This is a genomic window from Streptomyces exfoliatus (assembly GCF_000725545.1).
GTDB lineage: Bacteria > Actinomycetota > Actinomycetes > Streptomycetales > Streptomycetaceae > Streptomyces > Streptomyces exfoliatus.
Genome location: NZ_JNZP01000031.1, coordinates 28682 through 50023, shown reverse-complemented (window position 1 = coordinate 50023; position 21342 = coordinate 28682). Strand labels below are relative to the sequence as shown.

The following is a 21342-nucleotide window of genomic DNA, read 5'->3' as shown; positions in this document are numbered from 1 at the left end:
CCTCCGTTGCGTACTCACGCTTGTCCCTTCGTCGTCGGGCTGCTCTCTGGGGCTGACGGTGCGGAGTCAGGGCTGAACCACGGCAGGACCGCGGTCGGTTCGTCGTCCCCCGCCTCCCGCCGCGCGGGAACGGAGGTACGGGTACGGGTACGGCTGGAGGTCCGGGGGCGCCGACGCCGCGAGGGCCGGGCCGCGGCGGGGCTCGCGGCCGGACGGACGCGGTCCACCACGGCCATCCCGACGCGGAACAGGGCCGTGGGGACGACGACGGCGAGCAGCAGCCAGAAGAGCGTCACGCCCCAGGGCCTGCCGACCCCCCACGGCTGCTCGACCAGGACCTTGCCCGCGTACCGCACGGACACCTGGTAGTCGCCGTGCGCGCCCGCAGCGAGCTCGACGGGGAGCCGGACCAGGGCCTTCCTGCCGGGCTGGACCGTGCCGCGCCACTGGCGTTCCTCGTACTGCGGCGCGAAGACGCCGTGGCCGGTGCCGACCTGGAAGACGGGGTCCTTGACGGGGGCGGAGCCGAGGTTGCCGACGGTGAAGACGACCTCGCGGCTCGGGGGCGCCCCGAACCAGGTGAGGAGGCCGCTCGATCCGTCGAGGCGTACGGCGGCCAGGACGGCGAGCCGTCCGTCGCCCGAGGCCTCGGGGAGCGGGGCGGTGGGGTGCCCGGCGACGGTGAACTCCCGGTCGACCGCGTCCTGTTGGCCGGTGACTCCGGCCACGTGCACGACGCAGGGGCAGGGCTTGGGCGGTTCGGCGACCGGGAGCTTCGCGCTGAACGCGCCGCGCGCGTCGACGGTCGCGGCCCGGCCGTCGGTGTTGGCGCAGGAGTTGGTGCCACCGATGACGCCCCGGTCGGGTGCCGCCTGGCCGCAGACCAGGAGCATGAGCAGCGCGCCGGGCTTCCAGCCGCTGCCGCTGACGGTGATCTCGCCGCCCTTGCCGCCCTCCGCGCGGGAGAGTTCGACGACGGGCCCGGGGGCCGCCGTCGCGGGGGCGGCGGGGAGGAGGGCGAGGGCGAGGCCGGTCAGGAGTGCCGCGGCCGTGCGCACCCACCTCGTGGTTCGGCTGCCTGTCATGGGGTCGCTCCCGCCGACGCTGCCTGGGTACGGGTACGGGACCTTCCGCGCCGCCGTACGGCGTATCCGCCGACCGCCGCCGCCAGGAGCAGGCCGGCCGCCCCGGCCGGCGCCGGGAGCGGGGCGAAGGAGGCCTCGGCGCGGGCGGTCGCGGGGGCGGCGCCCGGGGCGGTGGCGGTGAGCCGGACGGTGACGGAGTCGAGGGCGGGCGGGTCGGGCCAGGGTTCGGTGCGGGTGGCCCGCTCGCCGGGGCGGAGGGTGAGCGGCAGGGGGCGGCCAGGCCGGTCGAGGACGGTGCCGAGGACGCCGTCGGCGCAGACGGCGAGGCGCGGGGCGAGGACCGTGGTGCCGCGGTTGACCAGGGTGTACCGGAGGGAGCCGGTCGCGGTGTCGACGTGGACGTCCTCGACGGTGAGGGCGGCGAGTCGGGGGCCGCTGACCCGCAGCCGCAGGTCGACGCGGAGTTCACGGCCCGCGGCCGACGCCCGTACGGCACCCCGGTGTTCACCGGGCGGGGTGTCGGCGGTGACGGTGACGGCGAAGGGGACGTCCGCCCTGGTCCTGGCCGGCACGGTCACGGTCGTGGCGGCGAAGGACACCGGCGCGCCCTGCCCGCTGAGCCGTACGGTGAGCGGCCGGGCGCCCGGGTTGGTCAGCGACAGGGTGTCCTGGAGGACGCTGCCCGCGGGGCCCTCCAGATAGGCGTAGGGCCGTCCGGCGGCGGGCGCCGCCGTCCAGGCCTGGGCGCCGGGGGGAGCCGCCGCGACCGCGCCGAGGAGGGCGGTGGCGGCGGCCAGGAGCCCGGTGCGTGCCGCCGTCCGCATCAGCGTGCCGCGCGCCGGGTGAGCCAGAGGACTCCGGCGGCGCCGGTCAGCAGGACGGTGCCGCCGAGGGTGCCGAGGGCCATGGCGGAGTCGAGCGGCCCGGTCCTGGGCAGCTCGGCGGGCGGTTCCTTCTCCTGTTCGCCCGCGGGCGGCGGGGTCTCGGAGCCGGAGCCGCCGGAGAGGCCGGTGACCTGGAGTTCGAGGGACGGCTTCGGGTTGTTCTTGGGGAGGCAGACGGCCGCGTCCATGCCGAGGGCGTGGACGGTGAGCTTCCCTGCCGTGAAGGTGACCCTGCCGTTCTCGGTGGGGGTGTACGTGCCCGTGAGGGTGCCGATCCTGATGGGGGTGTCGGGCGGGATGGCGGCCGTGTTCGGGGTTCCCTTGACCTTGACGGTGCCTTCGGCGTCGCCGCCGAGGACGAGTTCGGCGCGGGGGGTCATGACGCCCTTGGGGAGTTCGATCGGGCTGTCGGAGACGCCCTTCTCGAACGACATGGTGATCGTGTAGGCGCTGCCGTTCTTGACGGCCTTGATGTCGACGGGCGAGACGGCGCTCTTGGCCCCGATCTTCGTGTCGCAGGCGTAGTGGACGTCGACGACGGCCGCCTGGGCGGCCGGTGCGCCGGCGAGCACGGCCGCGCCCGCCACCGTGACCGCCGCGAGCGCGGCGGCCGTCCTCCTCCGGTTCGGCTCCTTGGTCACCCCGAGCACCCCTCACCGCAACATAACTGACGGTCTTTCAGATTGGCCGTCAAGGTACGCCCGGGGCCTCACGGAGGGAAGGCAGGGGAACGGGTGAACTTGTGAAAGTCTCAGGCGGGCGAGGCGAGTTCGGCCCAGACCGTCTTGCCGGGGGCGCCGGGGGTGCGCTCGATGCCCCAGTCGAGGCAGAGCCGCTGCACGATGAACATGCCGTGGCCGCCGGGGCGCCCGGAGCGGTGCGGGCTGCGGGGCGCGGGCTGGCCGGCGCCCCGGTCGGTGACTTCGAGGCGCAGCACCTTGGGCAGGCGCAGGACGCGGAGCCGCTCGGGTCCTTCGGCGTGCAGGCAGGCGTTGGTGACGAGCTCGGAGACGACGAGGAGGACGTCCTCGGCCGCGGCCCTGCGGTCGGCGGTGGCGGCCGGCAGCCAGCCCCACTCCTGGAGCGCGGTCCGCGTGAAGTCGCGGGCGAGCGGCACCGTGCCGCTGGTCTCGCCGAGGGCGAGCGTACGGACGTCGGAAGCTTGGTCCATCAGCGCTTCACCTCACCGATCGACGGGACAGAGACGGGACAGGCATGGAACGGAGGGGCCGGACGTACGGGCGGTGCGGGGACGCGGGGCGGTGCGGGGGTGGCGTGGGGCACACCCGGTGGGGCGGAGGGCTCAGCCGGGGAGGGCTGTGGCGAGTGTCTCGTGCACGGTGAAGACGGCGTCCGCGCCCGTGATGTGGAACACCCGGGCCACCGCGGGCCGCATCGCCACCAGATGGACCCCGCCACCGGCGGCGTCCGCCCTCAGTCTGGCGCCGAGCAGGACGTTGAGTCCGCTCGAGTCGCAGAACTCCAGGCCCGAGCAGTCGACGACGAGGTGCGAGCGGCCGGCGTCGAGCGCGTCGTCCAGGGGAGAACGCAGCAGGTCGACGGTGTGGTGATCGAGCTCACCCACGGGCGCGAGGAGTTCACTCGCGCCCACGGTCCGGACCTCGACCCGCAGCCGCGCGGGCGGTGCGCTGCCGATGTGTTCCCGGTCCATGGCCGTGCCTCTTCTCGCTCTCGCGGATGCGACTGACGTGCCTCGAACCCTACAAGCGGGTCCCCCTTTCGCGCACACGAGGTCCACCGCATAACCGGACAAAGCGGATTGTCGACACTTGCGACCTTGCGTGTGAAGCAGGTAGGGCTAGTAGAGAACACCCGACACGACCGGCTTCGGAGGCGCCGCAAACCGCAGCAGAGGAACCAAGGAGGAGACCCATGTCACCCCGGCTCGACGCCCCGCGCACCCCCGACGCGCCGTCGGCAGCAGTCCCCCTCGTCCACCCGACCGCCCCGTCCCCCGGCCACCCGGCCGCGCCCCTCGACGACCTGATCGACCGCCCGCTCGACCGGCCCCTCGACCGGATCGGACCGGTCGACGCGCGTGCCCTGTCGAAGCAGCTCTTCGCCCGGCTCGCCGAGCTCGAAGAGGGCACCCACGACCACGCGTACGTCCGCAACACCCTGGTGGAACTCAACCTGGCCCTGGTCCGGTTCGCCGCCGCCCGCTTCGGCACCCGCAGCGAGCCGATGGAGGACATCGTCCAGGTCGGCACCATCGGCCTCATCAAGGCGATCGACCGCTTCGAACTCGCCCGCGGCGTCGAGTTCCCCACCTTCGCGATGCCGACGATCATCGGCGAGATCAAGCGCTTCTTCCGCGACACCTCCTGGTCCGTGCACGTCCCCCGCCGGCTCCAGGAACTGCGGCTCGACCTCGCCAGGGCCGGCGACGCGCTCGCCCAGCGCCTCGACCGCGCCCCGACCGTCGCCGAACTCGCCGAGGAGCTCGGCATCTCCCCCGAGGAGGTCGTCGAGGGCATGGCCGCCAGCAACGCGTACACCGCGGCCTCGCTCGACGCGCAGCCCGACGAGGAGGACGGCTCCGGCGGCGAGGCCGCGCTCGCCGACCGGCTCGGCTACGAGGACCACGGCCTCACCGGCATCGAGTACATCGCCTCCCTGAAGCCGATGATCGCCTCGCTGCCCAACCGCGAGCGCCAGATCCTCTCCCTCCGCTTCGTCTCCGGCATGACCCAGTCGGAGATCGGCACGGAACTCGGCATCTCGCAGATGCACGTGTCGCGGCTGCTCGCCCGCACCCTCGCCCGGCTGCGGCGCGGACTCACCCTGGAGGAGTGACCTCCGTCCGGAGGAATCACCTCACTCTGGAGGAATGACCTCCACCACCTCCCGTGAGCCGCCAAGATGGCTGCGGAAAGGGCCCGTTCACGGTCTTCGGACCCGGACGGGCCCTTCCGCGTGACCGGAACGCGCCCGTCGGCAGGCCTTGTTGACGCGCCGTCCGGATTGGGCGACATTGAGCCCGGGGATTCAGGGGGGAATCACATGGTTTCTGCGTACGCGGAACTGGAAGGGCGGATGCGCGACCGGCTCGGGGGCAGGGAGTGCCTCTACGTGCCGTCGTGCCGCCTCGGGCTCTATCTCGCGCTGCGCCACTGGTGCGAGCCCGGCGGCCGGGTGCTGATGTCGCCGGTCAACGACGACGTCATCTTCTTCGTCGTGCTCGCCGCCGGACTCCGCCCGGTGCAGGCGCCGCTCGACCCGCGGGACGGTTCGATCGACCCGGCCGCCGTGCCCGAATCCGTCTGGCGGGGCCTCTCCGCCGTCGTCACCACCAACCTGTACGGGAACCCCGACCCGGCACCGGAGCTGCGGGCCCGGTGCGACCGGCTCGGCATCCCGCTGATCGAGGACGCGGCCCACGCGATCGGCTCCACCGTCGGCGGGCGCCCGGTCGGCACGTACGGCGAGGCCTCCGTCTTCAGCCTGTCGAAGCACACCGCCGCCAAGACCGGCGGCTTCCTCGCCCTCGCCGACCCGGCACGGCGCGAGGAACTCGCCGCCGCCCGGGACGCGTTGCTGCACCCGCCCCGCAGGACAGGCGAACTCGCCTACCTGGCACGGCCGTACGCGGAGGCCGTCGTGCGCGGTCTGCGCCTCGTCAGGGCCGCCCGCTCCACCCTTCGGCTCCTCGGCGCGGAGGAACGGACCGAGATACGGATGCCGCTCCGCGCCGACGCGCTCGCCCGGGCCCTCCCGGCCGCGCCCGCGCTCGAACCCTTCCACTCCTGGATCAGGGTCGACATGCACGACTACCGGCTCGGCCCCGGCCCCCGCCGGCTTCGCCGCACCACCCGCAGGCTGGCCCGGCTCGACGACGTCCTCGCCGCCCACCGCGCGGGCACGGAGCGGCTCCTGGCGAGCGAGTACGGCACGCCAGGGGAGGGCGGTGTCCAGCCGCTGTTCCGGGTGCCGCTGCTCGTCGACGACCGGGACGCGGCCATCGCCGCCCTCGCCCGGCGCCGGATCACCACCGGCTACCTCTACGACCCGCCGCTCGACAGCTACGCGGGCGAGGCGTTCACCGACCTCTCGCCCGCCCCGGAACCGGCCTCCCGGTTCGCCCGGCACGCCCTGCCGGTCGACCCGCGCCGGGCCGACGAGGTCCTCGCCGTGCTCCGTACCGCCGGAATCCGCCCCGCGCACCTGTCGCCGACCCCCGGCGGGGCCCGGTGACCGAGTCCGTACGGCTGCGGGGTGCGGACCACCCGGCGGCCGAGGAGCCCAAGGGCGCCGTCGCACCGGAACTCCCCGCGGAGAACGGCGAGGGCTCCCTGTTCCGCAACGCGTACGCGCTGATGCTCTCCACCGGCGTCTCCGCCGCCCTCGGGCTCGGCTTCTGGCTCGTCGCCGCCCGCTACTACACCGAGGAGGCCGTCGGGCAGGGCTCCGCCGCCATCGCCGCGCAGCGGATGCTCGCCTCCCTCACCGCGACGACCCTGACCGGCGCGGTCGTCCGGTACGTCCCCAGGGCCGGGTGCGCCACCGGGCCGCTCGTGGTGCGCCTGTACCTGGTCAGCACCCTGGTCGTCGGCGTCGCCTGCGGGGTCTTCCTGCTCACCCTGGACTGGTGGGGACCGTCGTACGCCCCCCTCGGCACCCTGTCCGCCGGCATCTTCTTCACCGCCGCCAGCATCGGCTGGGCCCTGCTCACCCTCCAGGACGCCGTCCTCACCGGGCTGAGAAGGGCCATCTGGGTCCCCGTCGGCAACGCCGTCTTCTCGCTCGGCAAGCTCGTCCTGCTCGTCGTCCTCGCCGTCGGCCTGCCGGTGCTCGGCGTCTTCGTCTCCTGGGCGGCGGCGATCGCGCTCTCCGTGGTGCCGGTCGGCTGGCTCGTCTTCCGGCGCCTCATCCCCCGGCAGGAGCAGGCGGACCGGGACCGCGAGCCGCCCAGCCTGCGCGAGATCGGCCGGTTCCTCGCCGGCGACTCGGTGGGCTCGATCTTCAGCCTGCTGATGATCAGCCTGTTGCCGATGATGGTCGCCGTCCGCTTCGACGCCGCCCACAACGCCTTCTTCTACACGGCGTACACCGTCGGCGGCACGATGGAGTTCATGGCCATCAACATGGCCTCCTCGCTCACCGCGCACGCCTCGCACAGCCCCGGCTCCCTCGCCGAGGGGGTCAGGGGCGCGCTGCGCCGCATGGTGCTGCTGCTCGTCCCGGTCGTCCTCTTCCTCGTCGTGCTCGCCCCGCTGCTCCTCGCGCCCTTCGGGACGGAGTACGCCGAGAACGGCACGACGGTCCTCCGGCTCCTCGCCGCCGCCGCGCTGCCCCGCGTCGCCGTCGAGCTGTACATCGGCGTGCTGCGCGTCCAGGGCCGTACGGGCATGCTCGCCGCCCTCCAGGGCGCGATGTGTGTCCTGGTGCTCGGCAGCGCGGCGTTCCTCCTCGGGCCGCTCGGCATCGCGGGGGCCGGGTACGCCGTCCTCGGGGGAATGACCGTGATGGCGGTCGTGTGCGTGCCGGGTCTGCGGGCCGCGCTCAAGGGCCGGGCGCCCCGGGTCCAGGAACGCGCGAAGGACGCCTACGGCACCAACTGGGCCCGGGAGAGCGCGTATCTGCGCGGGGCGCACGAGTCGGTGACTCCGGCGTTCGGGATCCCGGTGTACGTACCCGGGCAGCGGACCGGCGAGCCGGCGGGTCTCCTGGGAAGGCCCGCGCCCGAGCCGCCGCGTGCGGCACCCGCCCCCAGCCGGTGGACGGCCGGCCTGTGGCTGCTCCTCGGCCTGGCCGCCGGGCTCTTCTGGCTGCCGCTCGCCCGCTCGGGGACGCTCGACGTGGAGCGGATCTCCGGCACCGGCCTGCTGACCGCGCTCCCGCCCGTCACGCTGGCCGCCGGGCTGCTGCTCGTCGCCCTCCAGGGCGCCGCCGTCGGACTGCGGGTCTTCCGGCCGGTGTTCGCCGGAACGGTCCTGCTCGCCACCTTCCTCGCCCTGCACACCGCGCCGCCGCTCCTCGGCCTGCGGCCCGCGGAGGCGGGCGGGCCGGGGGCCGCGCTCCTGGGCGACGGAGCGGAGCGGGCCGTCGCCCCGATCGCCCTCCAGGCGCTGTGCCTGCTGCTCGCGGCCGTGCTGCTGCGGGTGCTCGGCGTGGGCGACCGGGTCACGGCCGGGGCGGTGTGGGTCCTGGTCTGGGCGGGCTGGGCGGGGCAGCAGGCCTTCGCCACCGCCCCGCTCCCGCTGTTCCTGGGCCTGGCCGGCGCCACGATGGCGGTGTGCGCCTTCCGGGGCCTCGCGGCGGGCCGCCGCTGAGGCGTCCGCTCAGCCCCGTGGCAGGGGCTGCCGGAAGTACGGGTCCTGGCCCGCGATCCGGTAGCCGTCCAGTCCGGGCCCCGCGTCGATGGTCAGGTCGCAGCCGGGTCCGGGCACGGCACGGTTCCAGTGCACGTACGCCTTCACCTCCGGCAGCGTCGGCGCGACCTTCGGGATGGCGGTGTACCAGTCGCGCTGCCGTTCGGGCCGCTCCGGGTCGGGGGCGGTGGAGAACTCGGAGAGCATGACGGGCTTGTCGGCGGAGATGTTCTTCCGGAGCCAGTCGTAGCTGGGCCGCTGACTCCTTTCGAAGTCCAGCCAGTTCGGCGACTTGTGGCAGAGGTAGTAGTTGTACTGGTCCATGCCGATCCAGTCGACGTAGTCGTCGCCGGGGTAGAGCTGTTTCATCAGGGCGGCGTTGCCGAGGTAGCCGGAGACCGTCCACACCCACACCACGTTGGTGACGCCGAGCTTCTCGAAGCGGTCGCGGACGTGGCGGTAGGCGGCGACGTACTCCTGCGGGGTCCCGGCGCCCTGTTCGATACGGAAGTCGGCCTCCTGGTCGAACGAGAAGAAGACCCGCTTGCCGTACTCCTTGACGCGAAGGGCCTGCGGGTCGATGACGGAGGTGTCGTACTTCCCCGAGGCGATGTTCTTCCAGCCGAGCTGCTTCTCGGTCCAGTCGGCGTGGTGCTTCTCGGTCCACACCGTGGACTCCCAGGCCAGCATGAGGAGCCGTTCGCGGCCGAGCTCCCGCTCGTCGGGGGTGAGCAGCTCGCCGTCGGCCTTGCTCCCCGACATGTCGTGGTAGGTGTACACGAGGTCGAGCTTGCGGCCGATCTTCTTCTCGAAGGCGTACACGGGACGGGTGAGCGAGCTGTCCTCGTCGTACGGGATGTACGCGCCCCACCAGGCTCCGCACGGTGCGACGAGCGAGGTGTCGGGGGCGCAGCGGTCGTCGTCCTCGGCGAGGGTCGACCAGACCCCCAGACCGGCGGTCAGCGCACCGACGGCGGCGAGCGCCACCGCGATCCGCGTCCAGGGGTCCCCCTTGCCGTGCCGCCCGGTCATCGACCCCCACCGGGCCTTCGTTTACGGAACCGGGGAAAGCCCCGCGCGCTGTCGGACCTGGCGCCGTCCCGCTCGACGGCGCCGCGCGTGGCGGCCGGCAGCGGCACGCCGGGGAGCAGGGCGGCGACGGTCACGAAGAGCGCGAGGACGCCGAGGAAGACCGTCAGGGAGAAGGACTTCGTCAGGAACAGGGTGGTCGCGGCGAGGGTGGCCACGGAGAGGCTGACGGGTGCGGCGAGCGCAAGGGCTTCCAGGCGGGCGCCGGGCCGCAGCCCGAGCGGCTGCGGGAGCAGCAGGGCGAGGCCAGGGGCGAGCACGACGAAGACGAGGACGGGGATCCAGCGCAGCGGGGAGCCGCCGGGGAACGCGGTCGCGGCGAGGGCGATCCATCCGGAGGCCGCGAGGGCGGCTCTGCGCTGGACGCGCGGGGTCAGGCGTGGGTGGGCCATGGCGTACCTACTCCTCGTGCGGGCGGTCTGCGGGGTGCGGGCGGGGGCGGGTTCAGCCGCAGGTGGTGGGCCGGTAGCGGAGGACGAGCCCGTACGGGCCCTCCTCCACGACGGCGAAGAGCGGAGAGCTCTTGAGGGCGTCGCGGAGGGTGTCGAAGCCGCCTTCGGGGAGGTAGCCCTCGCCGATGACGGCCTCGCCCTGGGTGGGGGTGAGGATCACGTAGGCGGGGCGGCCCGCCGGGATGCCGCCGGCGAGGTAGCCGGCCGGGTCCTTCAGCATGCGGAGGTTCTCGTCGACCTCCTGCTCGGTGAAGAACCAGCGCTCGTAGTGGTCGTAGCGGTAGTACGAGTCGGCGAAGGCACCGGTCGCGGCGAGGACGAGCGCCCCTTCGGGCGCCTGGTCGAAGGCGCGGCGGGTGAGGGCGGTCTCGCCGGGCGGCGCGTAGTGCATGCCCTCCTTGCCGTAGTACGAGGGCAGGAAGCCGGCGAGCAGGGCGACGAGGGTGACGGGCAGGGCGACGGCTGCGGTGCGGCGGGCGATCCTGGCGGCGCGGCTCGCGGCCCCGGTGGCGGGGACGAGCGCGGCGGCGGCGAAGAAGGCGGCGCCGGGCAGGCCGAAGAGGTAGACCCGGAAGATCATCTCTCCGCCGTAGTCGTTCACGGCGAACATCGGGAGCGGCGCGGCGGCGGCGAGCACCAGCGGCAGGGCGCTGCGGGCCAGCTTGCGGCGGAGCAGTACGGCCGCGGCGGCGAGTCCGCCGACGGCGAGGACCATCAGGACGTTGGCGCTGCCGACCAGCTCGGGGCCGGGGCCCGTGGGGTCGCCGGCGAAGCCGGGGCGGGAGTTGCCGAGGAGGTCTCCGGCCTTCTCGCGCAGGGTGCCGAGGGTGTCGAGGAACAGCTCCCGGCCCATGGTGAGGTTCCAGGCCAACATGATGAGGCCGGTGGTGGCGAGGAGCCCGAGGTTGCGGTAGCGGCGGGTGAGGCAGAGGGCGAAGAGGCTGGCGCACAGCATCACGGGGGTGAGCTGGTGCGAGGCGTTGATGGTCGCGATGACCGGGACGAGGAAGAGGACGGCGACCGCGCGCTGCCGAGTGGTGGTGGGCGGCGGTACGGACGCGGCGGCCGGGTCGAGCGCGGAACGGTCGCGGAGCGCGCCCGCCGAGCCGGGCAGGACGAAGTGCCGGACGACGACGGCGAAGACGGTGAGGTAGAGCAGGTAGGAGAAGCCCTGCGGGGACAGGTAGTCCTGGCCGACCCAGTTCGCCAGCTGGAAGATCCACACGCCGGTCCACACGAGCCGCCAGTCGTCGCTGAACGTGCGGTAGACGAGGATGAGGACGGGCACGGTGAGCAGACCGAGCGCGACCGGGGCCCAGTTGATGAACGAGGCGGCGGCGTCGACGCCGAAGGCGCGGACGAGGGCCGCGTCGAGGGAGAAGAAGCCGGGCCACTGGTCGTAGGCGGACATGCCGCCGGAGAGCTCGCGTCCGGGGTGGACGGTGCCCTCGGTGAGCAGCCGGCTGATGATCGCGTCGTGCTTGGACGCCCAGGCGTAGCGGACGGTGTCGTAGAGGATCGCGGGCGGCGCCTTGAGGGCGACGAGCATGGCCGCGCAGTAGGTGGCGGGCCAGAGGGGCGCGGTGCCCGCGCGCCGCAGCGTGAGGACGAAGCCGCAGGTCAGGACCACGAGGGCGGCGTAGAAGGTAAGGGGGAAACGGTCGAGGAGGCCGAACTCCTCGATGCTCCGGAAGTCGATGCCGGGCAGCGCCCAGAGCCACAGCACGGCGGCGACGAGGAGGAGGGCCGCGTTGAGGGCGGACGGGGTCCGGAGCGCGGCGGCGGGGCCGGTCCGGCGGCGGGGGGCCGCCGGGTCCGGTTTGGCCTCGCTCTCGACGGCCTCCCGGCCCTGCGCGGAGGGCTGCGACGGCACGCCGTCGCTCCCGGTCACCGGTGTTGATGGCACTTGGTGCTGCACGACGGCTCTCCCCCCACGGTCCCCTTGGCGAGACAAAGGAACGTACTTCGGTTATGTACGCACATTCAACTCCCGCTCGCTGCACGTGAGTTGACGATCTTGACGGGCGGTACGGCTCAGCCGGCGAACTCGGGACCCCTGAGCAGGGTGCGGGCCCTGCGGTACATCCGCCAGCCCACCGTGGGCAGCGAGTCCCGGTACGGAGCGGTCTTCGCGCCCCGGCCCTCCATCCACCGCTCCACGTCGGCGGCGGTGTGGGTGCGGCGCACGATGAGCCGGGCGATGCGGTAGACCTCGTCGTTCCCGGAACTCAGGGCGTGCCGGACGGCTGCGGCCGAGGTGTAGCCGGCGGCCGCGGCGGCCCGGCGCACGGCGGGGCTGTTGTAGCCGTGCGGGTAGGCGAGGTGCCGCACCTCGTGCCCGAGGGCGTCCTCCAGGACCGCCTTGGACTCGCGCAGTTCGCGCCGGAGGGCGGCCGGGGTCAGCGTGTCGAGCTGCGCGTGGGTGGCGGTGTGGGCACCGACCTCCATCCCGTACTCCTCCAGGCGCGGCACCTGCGCGAGGGACATCATCGGCGCGGGCGGCAGCAGGCAGGGCCGGCCCCGGGTGATGGCCCCGGTGGTGAGGTACGCGGTGGCCGGCAGGCCCCGGGCCGCGAGCGCCTCGGCCGTCGGCCCCACCAGGTCGGCGAAGCCGTCGTCGAAGGTGATGACGGCGGGCCGGTCCGGCAGCGGGGCCCCGGAGGCGAGGTGCGCGGCCAGGGTGCCGACGGTGACCGGGGTACGGCCGCTGGCGACGATCGCGTCGAGCTGGGAGGCGAACTCCGCGCGGCTGACGGTGAATTCGGCGATCCAGTCCGGAGGGTCGTCCATCACGGCGTGGTAGAGGAGGACGGGGATCCGGCCGGGGAGGGGGGCTGGGGTCATCGGGCGCCCGCCTGCCTCAGCCGGGCTTTCGCGTATCCGATCGGGCCGTAGAGCATGCCGCGTCGCTCCAGTCGGGAGAGGCTTCGGGGCCAGGGGTGGTGGGTGCCGTGCTCGCCGGGGACGCCGTCGCCGGCCGCCCCTCCGGCCGTCTCCCCGCGCCGGGCGGTCATCGTGCGGGCGTACACGAGGCCGCGCGGCAGCCGGGCGAGCAGCGCGGGCAGCAGGCGGGGGCTGCGGACCAGGGTCGCGGTGAGGTACGCGGTGAGGCCGGCGCCGTAGCCGTACGCCTGGTTCCGTACGTCCTGCCAGGTGTCGCGGTGGTGGTGCCAGACGAGGGCCTCGGCGGTGTAGCGGAGCCGGAAGCCGGCGGAGAGGACGGCGACGAAGGCGTACAGGTCGTCGCCGCCCTTCGCGGCGGTCCCGGTGCCGGTCGCCGGGTCGAAGCCGCCGACCTCGCGCAGGGCGTCCGCCCGGAAGGCCATGTTGGCGCCGGAGCCGAAGCTGCCCGCGGTGAACGGGAAGAGCGGTTCGTCGGCGGGCGGCTCCGCCGGGTCGTACAGGCGGGGCGCGAAGCCCTTGGCGAAGCCGCCGTGCGATTCGAGGAGGACCTGCGCGGGAGTCCCGAGCCGGGCGGGCAGGATCAGACCGGTGACACAGCCGAGTCCCGGATCGGCTGCGAACGGCTCCGTGAGCGCGGTCAGCCAGTGCGGGTCGGCGATCACGTCGTCGTCGGTGAAGGCGAGGACGGTCCCTTCGGCGGCGGCGAGCCCGGTGTTGTGGGCGACGGCGAGCCCCGGGGTGTCCTCGCGGACGTACCGGACGCGGTCGGTGTACTTCCCGGTCACGAGGTCGTAGGTGTCCGTGGACCAGGGCGCGTTGTCGACGACGACGACCTCGTAGTCGGGGTGGTCCTGGACGAGCAGCGAGTCCAGGGCGCGGGCGAGCTGCTCGGGGCGCTCACGGGTGGCGACGACGACGGACGTACGCGGAGGGGTCGCCCTCCCGGTGCTCCCGGCCCGGGCGGCGGCGAGCCGCTCGGCGTCGCCGCGCGGCCCGGACGACGCGAGCCGCTCGCCGGCGAGGGCGCCGAGCACCGCGGCCGGATCCTCACCCGCCGCGACGGTCCCGACGACGGTGGCGACGGGCCGACCCCGGAGCCGTACGAGCGCGTACACGTCGCCGTCCACGAGGGCCGGGCCGCCGGGCGCGGGCCGGAGCGACAGGACGGTCCCGTCGGGCGCGTCGAGATCGAGCTCGGCGACGGAGAGGGCGCGGACGCGGGGCGGTCGACTGCTCAACGGGGATCCCCCAGGGAGGTCAGGGAGGTGCGGAGGGCGTTCGGGTGCGGAGGACGTTCAGGTCCGAGGACGTTCAGGTCCGGAGGACGGGCGGTGAGGCGGGCGTTCGGGTACGGAGGACGAGCGGCAGGGCGGACGGGCGGGCAAGGAGACGGGTGCGCGGCGGGGCGACGGCCGGGACCGGGGCGGGGAGCCGCCGCGGCTATCGGTTCCCCCGCAGCCGGGCGATCCCGTTGAGCGCGGTACGCGCCCGCGCGGCGAGCGCGGGACGGCTGCGGACGAAACTGTGGGCGCGCCGGGCGGGCTCGCGCCGCAGCCAGTGCAGGGCGGCCCGCCCGCCCGGCACGAAGACGGCCCCCTCGGAGACCGTCAGCTCGCCCGTCTTCAGGGCGTCCTTGTACTCGGCGTCGCCGCGGCCCAGGTCCAGCATCCCGATCCCGGCCGCCGCCGCCGCCTCCGCCATCCGCAGATGCAGCACGAGGCCGGGCGAGTACTTCGCGAACTCGGGATCGTACGAGGGGAACCAGCAGGACAGTACGGTCGCGGACCGCAGCCCGAAGTGGGCGGCGATCGGCCGCTCCCCCACGTACAGCACGGACAGGACGCCGGAGCAGCCGGGCGTGCGCTGCTCGTGGAGGCGCCGGACGAGGGCGCTGATCCACTCCTTGGCGAAGCGGTCGCCGCGGCCGGTCCTGCGGTACTGGGCGGACTTCCACTCCATGAGGGTGCGCAGGGCCGCCGGGTCGCGCTCGTCGAAGACGAACCGGACCTCGCCGTCGGCCTGGCGGCCGAGCTTGCGCTCCTTGGCGAGGGTGGTCCTGAGGAACTTGGGCGACTGGACGCGGAGCAGCGCCTCGTAGGCCTCGTACCCCTCGCCGACATCGATCACGGGCGAGGCGAAGGACTCGGTGGCGGCGCCTTCGAAGACGGGCTGGCCCACCTCCAGGTTGTCGAACTCCCACATCGCGAGCCCGCAGGCCCGGAGCACGGCCCGCGCGCCCGGCCGCAGCCCTGGCCGCAGCACGGCGCCCTGACTGTCGGAGACGCCGAACCCGACGGCGCGCCCGAGCCCCCACGGCCCCTTCTCGAAGGGGAAGAACCCGACGGGCTCGTCCCCCTCCGACCACACGGCGACCCGCGAACGGGGCCGCACGGCGGCCACGGCCTGCGTGAACTCCGGCTCCATGAAGGGATTCGCGGGAGCACCGGCCTTGGCCCGCAGCTCCCGCCATGCCTCGATCTCGCGCCCGCTCAGCTCCCCCGGCCTCACGATCCGCACACGAAAAGCGCTCACCTAACCGACCCCCCGGTCTTCCCCCCTGAGTGCTGCCAGGACAGGACGGTACCGGTCCGGAACCCTCCGAGACAGGGATACTCGGTCTTTCCGTGACCAACCCGTGAAGGTGGGACACGTCGGGAGCGGAGGCGTCCAAGGGTCCGGTGTTTGCGCACGGTTGGCGACACCGGACGAAACCCGGTGGCCGCCGCGCGGTGACGGTCGCTACCGTCGGGCCTCCAGCACCTCCAGGGGAGAACGACGGATGACCAGCGCGCGCACGACGACCACCTTGTGGCGACCCACCGGCCCGGTCGAGCTGGCCCTGGTCCGCGAGCTCGGCCTGCGGGCCTGGCCGCCGCGGCTGCCCGAGCAGCCGATCTTCTATCCGGTCCTTGACGAGGAGTACGCGATCCGGATCGCCCGCGACTGGAACGTCAAGCACGACGGCGCCGGCTTCGTGACGCGCTTCGAGGTCGACACGGAGTTCCTGCGCAGGTATCCCGTCCAGCAGGCAGGCGGACGGACGATCCTCGAACTGTGGGTGCCGGCGGAGGACCTGGACGAGTTCAACGCGCACATCGTCGGCGAGATCCAGGTGGTCCACGAGTTCCACTGACGACCCGCGGCGGTCCGGATCGGCCCGCCCCCCGGCTACCAGGACTGTCAGGGATCACCAGCCGATCTGGACGTCCCCGATCACCTCGCCGCCGATCTCGGCGGCCAGCTTCTCGGCTCGGGCGCGGTCACCCCACTTGCCGACGTGGACGAAGACGGTGTGGTGCGGAGTCCATTCGTCGACCTGGGCCCGGTCACCGTGCAGGACCAGCTGGACTCCGTCGTACTGGGCGGAGCTGTGGCTGTCCGTCTCCGGGTCCTCCGGCCACCGGCCGTGCCAGCCGATCTCGGTGGTCCCCTCGCCGACGGCCCGGACGATCTCCGGCTCGACGGTCGCGACGGGCACGTCCGCGGAGAAGTACACCGGCAGTTCTGCGCGGATCTCGTCGTCCCCCGCTGTCGCGGCGTCGAGAGCGCAGTAGAGGTGCTCCCCGGTCACGGGGTCGCGCCTGCCCTCCATCCAGTCGACCATCGCCCCCGGCAGCAGTCGCGCGACCGAGCGCGCCTCCTCGACCGTACGCACCTCGGCACTGACGTACACCTCGGCGTCGACGTGTTCCAGGAGCCCGACGAGCCGCCGCGCCCTGGCGTACGCCTCGTCGGCGTCGGTGGTCGTGAAGACGGCGTGCGCCCGTGAGTTCCCCATGCCGCTCACGCTCGCACGGGGTCCCGCCGCCGTGCCACCGCTTATCCTCCCGGCCGGCCCGCCGCTCAGGCGCGGCGCTTCACGTCCGTGCAGCGGACCTCCGTGGAGGCGCCGTACGGGTCGAAGGAGGTCCGGGTGCCGTCGTAGCGGCCGGCGAGGCACAGCTCGCCGCCCATGAACCGGAGGTCGAGGGTGAACTCGACCTTGCCGTTGACCTCCTGAGGGCCGTGGAGGCGGTAGTCGATGTCGTAGCCGAGGCCGCGGAGGACCTTCTCGACGGAGGCCGGGTCCGCATCGGCCTTGCCGTCCAGGGCCTTCGCGATGCGCTTGCCGTGGAGAGGGGCCACGCACGTGTCGACTTCGCCCAGCTCGGTCTCCTGGCGGGCCCGCTCGAAGTCCCAGGGCTTCTCGGAGGGCGGCTCCTCCTCCGCGAGCGGGGGTCCGGAGGGGCCGTCGGCGGGGGGCTTCTCGCCGTACGCGGGCGGCGGTCCGTCCGGCTCCGTCGGCGGGACCTCGGGCGGAAGCGGCGGCGGGCCGCCCGCGCACGGCTCGGCGAGCTCGACGGCGAGCTCCAGCAGCCTGATCTCGGCCGCCTGCTGCTCCGGCGTGAGGCGGGGGTCGTCCGCCGGGTCGCCGACCGGTGCGGTCGGGGTCGCGGTCGGGGTCGCGGTCGGAGTGGCGACCGGCGCCGGGGCCGCGATCCGCGCGGCTCCGGACCTGGCGCCCGCGCCCGCCGGGGCGCCGCCTCCGGCCGCCTCCGTGCCACAGGAGGTGAGGGCGAGGGCGCAGAGCGCCGCCGCCACGGCTGCGCCGACTCGGCTGTTCTTCAAGGGCGTTACGAGCGAGGAGGTCATGCCCGAAGTCTGCGCGCGGGCGGTGTCGTCCCACATGAGTACGCCTACTCAACCGCCGCGCCCCGCGCCCCCGGGTGCTCAGACCTCGCGTGCTCAGGCCACGCGTGCTCAGGCCACGCGTGCTCAGGCCACGCGTGCTCAGGCCACGCGTACGCCCTTCCGCCAGACCTCCGCCACCAGCGGCACGCCCGGCCGGTACGCCAGGTGGACGTGGGACGGGGCGTCCAGGACGGTCAGGTCCGCCCGGGCGCCGGGCGTCAGGCGGCCCACGTCCGTGCGGCGGAGGGCCGCGGCGCCGCCGGCCGTGGCCGACCAGAGCGCTTCGTTCGGGGTCATGCCCATGTCCCGTACCGCGAGCGCGATGCAGAACGGCACGGAGGACGTGAAGGAGGAGCCCGGGTTGCAGTCCGTGGAGAGGGCCACCGTCGCGCCCGCGTCCAGGAGGCGGCGGGCGTTCGGCCACTGGGCGCGGGTGGAGAACTCCGCGCCCGGCAGGAGGGTGGCGACCGTCGACGAGTGCGCCAGGGCGTCCACGTCCTCGTCCGTCAGATGGGTGCAGTGGTCCGCGCTCGCCGCGTCCAGTTCCACCGCCAGCTGGACGCCGGGGCCGTACGTGAGCTGGTTGGCGTGCACCCGGGGGTGGAGGCCCTTCGCCTTGCCGGCGGTGAGGATCGCGCGGGCCTGGTCGCCGTCGAAGGCGCCCTTCTCGCAGAAGACGTCGATCCAGCGGGCGTACGGGGCGCAGGCGTCCAGCATCTCGCCGGTCACCAGGTCGACGTAGGCCGCCGGGTCGTCCGCGTAGTCCGGGGAGACGATGTGCGCGCCGAGGTAGGTCACCTCGTCGGTGTGTTCGGCCGCGATGCGGAGGGCGCGGGCCTCGTCCTCGACGGTCAGGCCGTAGCCGGACTTCGTCTCGAAGGTGGTCGTGCCCTGGCGGAGGGCCTCGTCGAGGTAGCGCGTCAGATTGCGCTCCAGGTCCTCGTCGCTCGCGGCGCGGGTGGCCGCGACCGTCGTGCGGATGCCGCCCGCCTTGTACGCCTCGCCCGACATCCGCGCGTTGAACTCGGCCGTGCGGTCGCCCGCGAAGACGAGGTGCGAGTGGGAGTCGACGAAACCGGGGATCACGGCCCGGCCGCCCGCGTCGACCCGGTTGTCAGTGGCCGGTGCTTTGCTGGATTCACCGACCCAGACGACTCGGTCGCCGTCGATGACGACGGCCGCGTCCTGGATCAGGCCAAGGGGAGTGTGATCACCGAGGGAGGGATCGTTCGTGACGAGGCTGGCGATGTTGACGATGGCGGTGGCGGTCTTCGCCACGGCGCTGTTCGCGCTCGTGGGGGCGGAGCTCGCCGCCGGGCTGTTCGTCGCCGCGGGGCCGGTGTTCATGATGAGGCGTGTCTCCTTCAGTCGCGCAGGGCGGCGATCGAGTCGGCGAGGGCACGGCCCGCGTCCGGCACGGAGGCGTGGACCCCGTCCCGTACGACATGGCGGCCGCCCACGATCGTGTGCCGGACGTCCGCGGCCGACGCTGCGAATACCGCCGTCTCGGCTGCCAGACGCGGTGCCGGTCCCGCTGTCCTGACCGAGTCGAGCGCGATCGTGGTGAAGTCGGCGAGCGCGCCCCGCTCCAGCGTTCCCGCCTCGTGCCAGCCGAGGGCCGCGTGGCCGTCCGCCGTCGCCGCGCGGAGGAGGGCCGCCGCCGTCCAGTGACCGCGGGTGCGGGTGCGCAGGCGCTCGTTCAGTTCCATGGCCCGCGCCTCCTCCAGGAGGTCGACGACCGCGTGGCTGTCGCTGCCGAGGGAGAGCGGGGAGCCGGCGCGCTGGAGGGCGACGGCCGGGCCGATGCCGTCCGCGAGGTCGCGTTCGGTGGTGGGGCACATGCAGGTGCCGGTCGACGTCGAGCCGATGAGGTCCACGTCGGTCCGCGTCATGTGGGTGTTGTGGACGCCCGTCGTCCGGGGGCCGAGGACGCCGTGCTCGGCGAGGAGCTGGGTGGGCGTCATGCCGTGCGCGGCCTGGCAGGCGTCGTTCTCCGCGGTCTGCTCCGACAGGTGGACGTGGAGGGGGGCCTTCCGGTCCTGGGCCCAGCGGGCGACCGTGGCCAGCTGGTCCGCCGGGACGGCCCGTACGGAGTGGATGGCCGCGCCGACGCGTACGCCGTCCCGCTCCTTCAGGGCCGAGACCCGCTCCGCCCAGGCGTCCGCCGTGCCGTCGGTGAAGCGGAGCTGGTGCCGCTCGGGCGCGGCGCCGAAGCCGGAGGAGAGGTAGGCGGTGTCGAGGAGGGTGATGCGGATGCCGGCGTCGGCGGCGGCGGCGATCAGGGCCTCGCCCATGGCGTTGGGGTCGGCGTACGGGGCGCCGCCGGGCGCGTGGTGGAGGTAGTGGAACTCGCCGACGGAGGTGATGCCCGCGAGGGCCATCTCCGCGTACACGGCGCGGGCGAGGGCGAAGTAGCTGTCGGGGGTGAGGCGCTGGGCGACGGCGTACATGACCTCGCGCCACGTCCAGAAGGTGCCGCTGCCGACCTGGACGGTGCCGCGCAGGGCGCGGTGGAAGGCGTGCGAGTGGGCGTTGGCGAGGCCGGGGATCGTGAGGCCGCGGAGGACGACGGCGCCGGGCGGGGGCGCCTCCACTCCTGTGCGTACGGCCGCGATCCTGCCGTCCTGACCCGCGGCGGAGCCGCTCATGGACACGGTCAGGGCCACGCCCGGCTCGACATGCGTGTCGAGCCAGGCGTGCTCCAGCCAGTACGTCGTCAGCGGCACGCCAGCTCCTCCAGTACGTCGGCGAGTGCGAGGACACCGGCCGCGCAGTCGTCCTCGGCCGCGAATTCGGCCGGGGAGTGCGAGACCCCGGTGGGGTTCCGTACGAACAGCATGGCGGTCGGGATCGATTCGGACAGGATGCCCGCGTCGTGTCCCGCGCCGGTGCCGAGGACCGGGACCTTCCCGGTGGTGCCGAGGATCCGGGACAGCTCGTCGCGCAGGGTGTGCGAGAAGTCCACGACCGGGGTGAAGGACTCCCGGACGACCGTGAGGTCGATGCCGTGGCGGGCGGCGTACGCCCTGGCCTCCGCCTCGACACCGGTGACGACCTTGTCCAGGGCGTCCTGGTCGGCGGCGCGGGCGTCGAGCCAGCCGCGGACCATCGACGGGATGGCGTTGACGCCGTTGGGCTCGACCGCGATCTTGCCGAAGGTGGCGACCGCGCCCGCGAGTTCGGCCTCGCGGCGGGCGGCGAGGACGGTCTCCGCGTAGGTGAGCATCGGGTCGCGGCGGTCGACGAGCCGGGTGGTGCCGGCGTGGTTGGCCTCGCCGGCGAAGTCGTACCGCCAGCGGCCGTGCGGCCAGATGGAGGAGGCGATGCCGACGGGGTCGCCGGACAGGTCGAGGGCGCGGCCCTGCTCGACGTGGAGTTCGACGAACGCTCCGATACGGGCGAGCCGCTCCGGGTCCGGGCCGATCCCCGAGGGGTCGTGCCCGGCCGCCTCCATGGCCTGCGGGAGGCTGGTGCCGGACGCGTCGCGGAGCTCGTACGCCTGCTCCTTCGTCAGCCGGCCCGCGGTGAGGCGGGAGCCGACGCAGGCGAGGCCGAAGCGGGCGCCTTCCTCGTCGCCGAAGTTGGTGATGGCGAGGGGCCGCTTGAACTGAACGCCACGGGCGCGCAGTTCGTCGAGCGCGGCGAAGGCGGAGACGACGCCGAGGGGGCCGTCGAAGGCGCCGCCGTCGGGTACGGAGTCGAGGTGGGAGCCGGTGACGACGGCGTTGCCCGCGGTGGGGTCGCCGAGCCAGGCCCACTGGTTGCCGTTGCGGTCGGTCTCGACGTCCAGGCGGCGGGCCTCGGCCTGCATCCGGAACCAGAGCCGGCAGTCGGCGTCGGCCTCGGTCCAGGCGTAGCGGCGGTAGCCGCCGGTGGCGGCGCTGCGTCCGATGGGCCGCAGCGACCGCCACATGGCGTGGAAGCT

The 21342-nt window shown here is 73.9% G+C and carries 20 protein-coding genes; 4 read left to right on the top strand and 16 right to left on the bottom strand.

From position 1 onward, the window contains the following. Nucleotides 1–14 precede the first annotated feature (14 nt). The 5 genes from IO20_RS0129835 to IO20_RS0129815 all read right to left on the bottom strand — a co-directional run bounded on the left by IO20_RS0129835 (nt 15) and on the right by IO20_RS0129815 (nt 3641). Nucleotides 15–1085 carry a hypothetical protein gene (locus IO20_RS0129835; RefSeq protein WP_030555450.1) on the bottom strand — a complete coding sequence of 357 codons (1071 nt, stop codon included), beginning with the start codon at nt 1083–1085 and terminating at the stop codon, nt 15–17. Beyond that, complete coding sequence (locus IO20_RS0129830; RefSeq protein WP_030555448.1) at nt 1082–1909, bottom strand: COG1470 family protein; 828 nt, start codon at nt 1907–1909, stop codon at nt 1082–1084. Before IO20_RS0129830 ends, IO20_RS0129835 begins: the two co-directional genes overlap by 4 nt. Beyond that, complete coding sequence (locus IO20_RS0129825) at nt 1909–2610, bottom strand: peptidase (RefSeq protein WP_106978677.1); 702 nt, start codon at nt 2608–2610, stop codon at nt 1909–1911. Before IO20_RS0129825 ends, IO20_RS0129830 begins: the two co-directional genes overlap by 1 nt. 110 nt (nt 2611–2720) lie before the next feature. Next, nucleotides 2721–3140, bottom strand: coding sequence for an ATP-binding protein (locus tag IO20_RS0129820; RefSeq protein ID WP_030555445.1), 420 nt, complete (start codon nt 3138–3140; stop codon nt 2721–2723). A gap of 132 nt (nt 3141–3272) precedes the next feature. Continuing rightward, entirely contained in the window at nt 3273–3641 is a 369-nt protein-coding gene (locus IO20_RS0129815) for an STAS domain-containing protein (protein WP_030555443.1), read from the bottom strand. A gap of 221 nt (nt 3642–3862) precedes the next feature. On the opposite strand from IO20_RS0129815, the gene IO20_RS0129810 reads away from it, so the two are divergent. From IO20_RS0129810 to IO20_RS0129800, 3 genes are all read left to right on the top strand, one after another. Continuing rightward, nucleotides 3863–4786: an RNA polymerase sigma factor SigF gene (locus IO20_RS0129810; RefSeq protein WP_030555442.1), complete on the top strand. Its 924-nt coding sequence runs from the start codon at nt 3863–3865 to the stop codon at nt 4784–4786. A gap of 207 nt (nt 4787–4993) precedes the next feature. After that, entirely contained in the window at nt 4994–6184 is a 1191-nt protein-coding gene (locus IO20_RS0129805) for a DegT/DnrJ/EryC1/StrS family aminotransferase (protein ID WP_030555440.1), read from the top strand. Next, a complete protein-coding gene (locus IO20_RS0129800; RefSeq protein ID WP_030555438.1) occupies nt 6181–8262 on the top strand; it encodes a lipopolysaccharide biosynthesis protein in 2082 nt (693 codons plus the stop codon). The genes IO20_RS0129805 and IO20_RS0129800 overlap by 4 nt, the downstream gene beginning before the upstream one ends. A 9-nt stretch (nt 8263–8271) precedes the next feature. Here the strand turns inward: IO20_RS0129800 and IO20_RS0129795 are convergent, their stop codons facing one another. From IO20_RS0129795 to IO20_RS0129770, 6 genes are all read right to left on the bottom strand, one after another. Next, nucleotides 8272–9333, bottom strand: a complete 1062-nt coding sequence (locus tag IO20_RS0129795) for a glycosyl hydrolase (protein ID WP_211270440.1) — start codon at nt 9331–9333, stop codon at nt 8272–8274. Beyond that, entirely contained in the window at nt 9330–9782 is a 453-nt protein-coding gene (locus IO20_RS0129790) for a hypothetical protein (protein WP_030555434.1), read from the bottom strand. The genes IO20_RS0129795 and IO20_RS0129790 overlap by 4 nt, the downstream gene beginning before the upstream one ends. 52 nt (nt 9783–9834) lie before the next feature. Then, nucleotides 9835–11715 (bottom strand): hypothetical protein, encoded by a 1881-nt coding sequence (locus tag IO20_RS0129785; RefSeq protein WP_245685097.1) that lies wholly within the window; start codon nt 11713–11715, stop codon nt 9835–9837. Between the two features lie 161 nt (nt 11716–11876). Then, nucleotides 11877–12686: a polysaccharide deacetylase family protein gene (locus IO20_RS0129780; protein ID WP_030555430.1), complete on the bottom strand. Its 810-nt coding sequence runs from the start codon at nt 12684–12686 to the stop codon at nt 11877–11879. Beyond that, on the bottom strand, nt 12683–13984 hold the full coding sequence (locus IO20_RS0129775; RefSeq protein ID WP_030555429.1) for a glycosyltransferase family 2 protein: 1302 nt from the start codon (nt 13982–13984) through the stop codon (nt 12683–12685). The genes IO20_RS0129780 and IO20_RS0129775 overlap by 4 nt, the downstream gene beginning before the upstream one ends. A gap of 202 nt (nt 13985–14186) precedes the next feature. Next, nucleotides 14187–15278 carry a GNAT family N-acetyltransferase gene (locus tag IO20_RS0129770; RefSeq protein ID WP_030555426.1) on the bottom strand — a complete coding sequence of 364 codons (1092 nt, stop codon included), beginning with the start codon at nt 15276–15278 and terminating at the stop codon, nt 14187–14189. A gap of 247 nt (nt 15279–15525) precedes the next feature. On the opposite strand from IO20_RS0129770, the gene IO20_RS0129765 reads away from it, so the two are divergent. Continuing rightward, complete coding sequence (locus tag IO20_RS0129765) at nt 15526–15879, top strand: hypothetical protein (RefSeq protein WP_030555424.1); 354 nt, start codon at nt 15526–15528, stop codon at nt 15877–15879. A 54-nt stretch (nt 15880–15933) separates the two neighbouring features. Here the strand turns inward: IO20_RS0129765 and IO20_RS0129760 are convergent, their stop codons facing one another. The 5 genes from IO20_RS0129760 to IO20_RS0129740 all read right to left on the bottom strand — a co-directional run bounded on the left by IO20_RS0129760 (nt 15934) and on the right by IO20_RS0129740 (nt 21330). Next, a complete protein-coding gene (locus IO20_RS0129760) occupies nt 15934–16524 on the bottom strand; it encodes a hypothetical protein (RefSeq protein ID WP_030555422.1) in 591 nt (196 codons plus the stop codon). A gap of 65 nt (nt 16525–16589) precedes the next feature. Beyond that, nucleotides 16590–17378: a hypothetical protein gene (locus tag IO20_RS39040; RefSeq protein WP_157850825.1), complete on the bottom strand. Its 789-nt coding sequence runs from the start codon at nt 17376–17378 to the stop codon at nt 16590–16592. Between the two features lie 138 nt (nt 17379–17516). Next, on the bottom strand, nt 17517–18764 hold the full coding sequence (gene hutI / locus IO20_RS0129750) for an imidazolonepropionase (RefSeq protein WP_030555418.1): 1248 nt from the start codon (nt 18762–18764) through the stop codon (nt 17517–17519). Between the two features lie 17 nt (nt 18765–18781). Further along, on the bottom strand, nt 18782–20143 hold the full coding sequence (locus IO20_RS0129745; RefSeq protein ID WP_030555416.1) for a formimidoylglutamate deiminase: 1362 nt from the start codon (nt 20141–20143) through the stop codon (nt 18782–18784). Then, complete coding sequence (locus tag IO20_RS0129740; protein WP_211270442.1) at nt 20134–21330, bottom strand: allantoate amidohydrolase; 1197 nt, start codon at nt 21328–21330, stop codon at nt 20134–20136. The genes IO20_RS0129745 and IO20_RS0129740 overlap by 10 nt, the downstream gene beginning before the upstream one ends. Between the last annotated feature and the right edge of the window lie 12 nt (nt 21331–21342).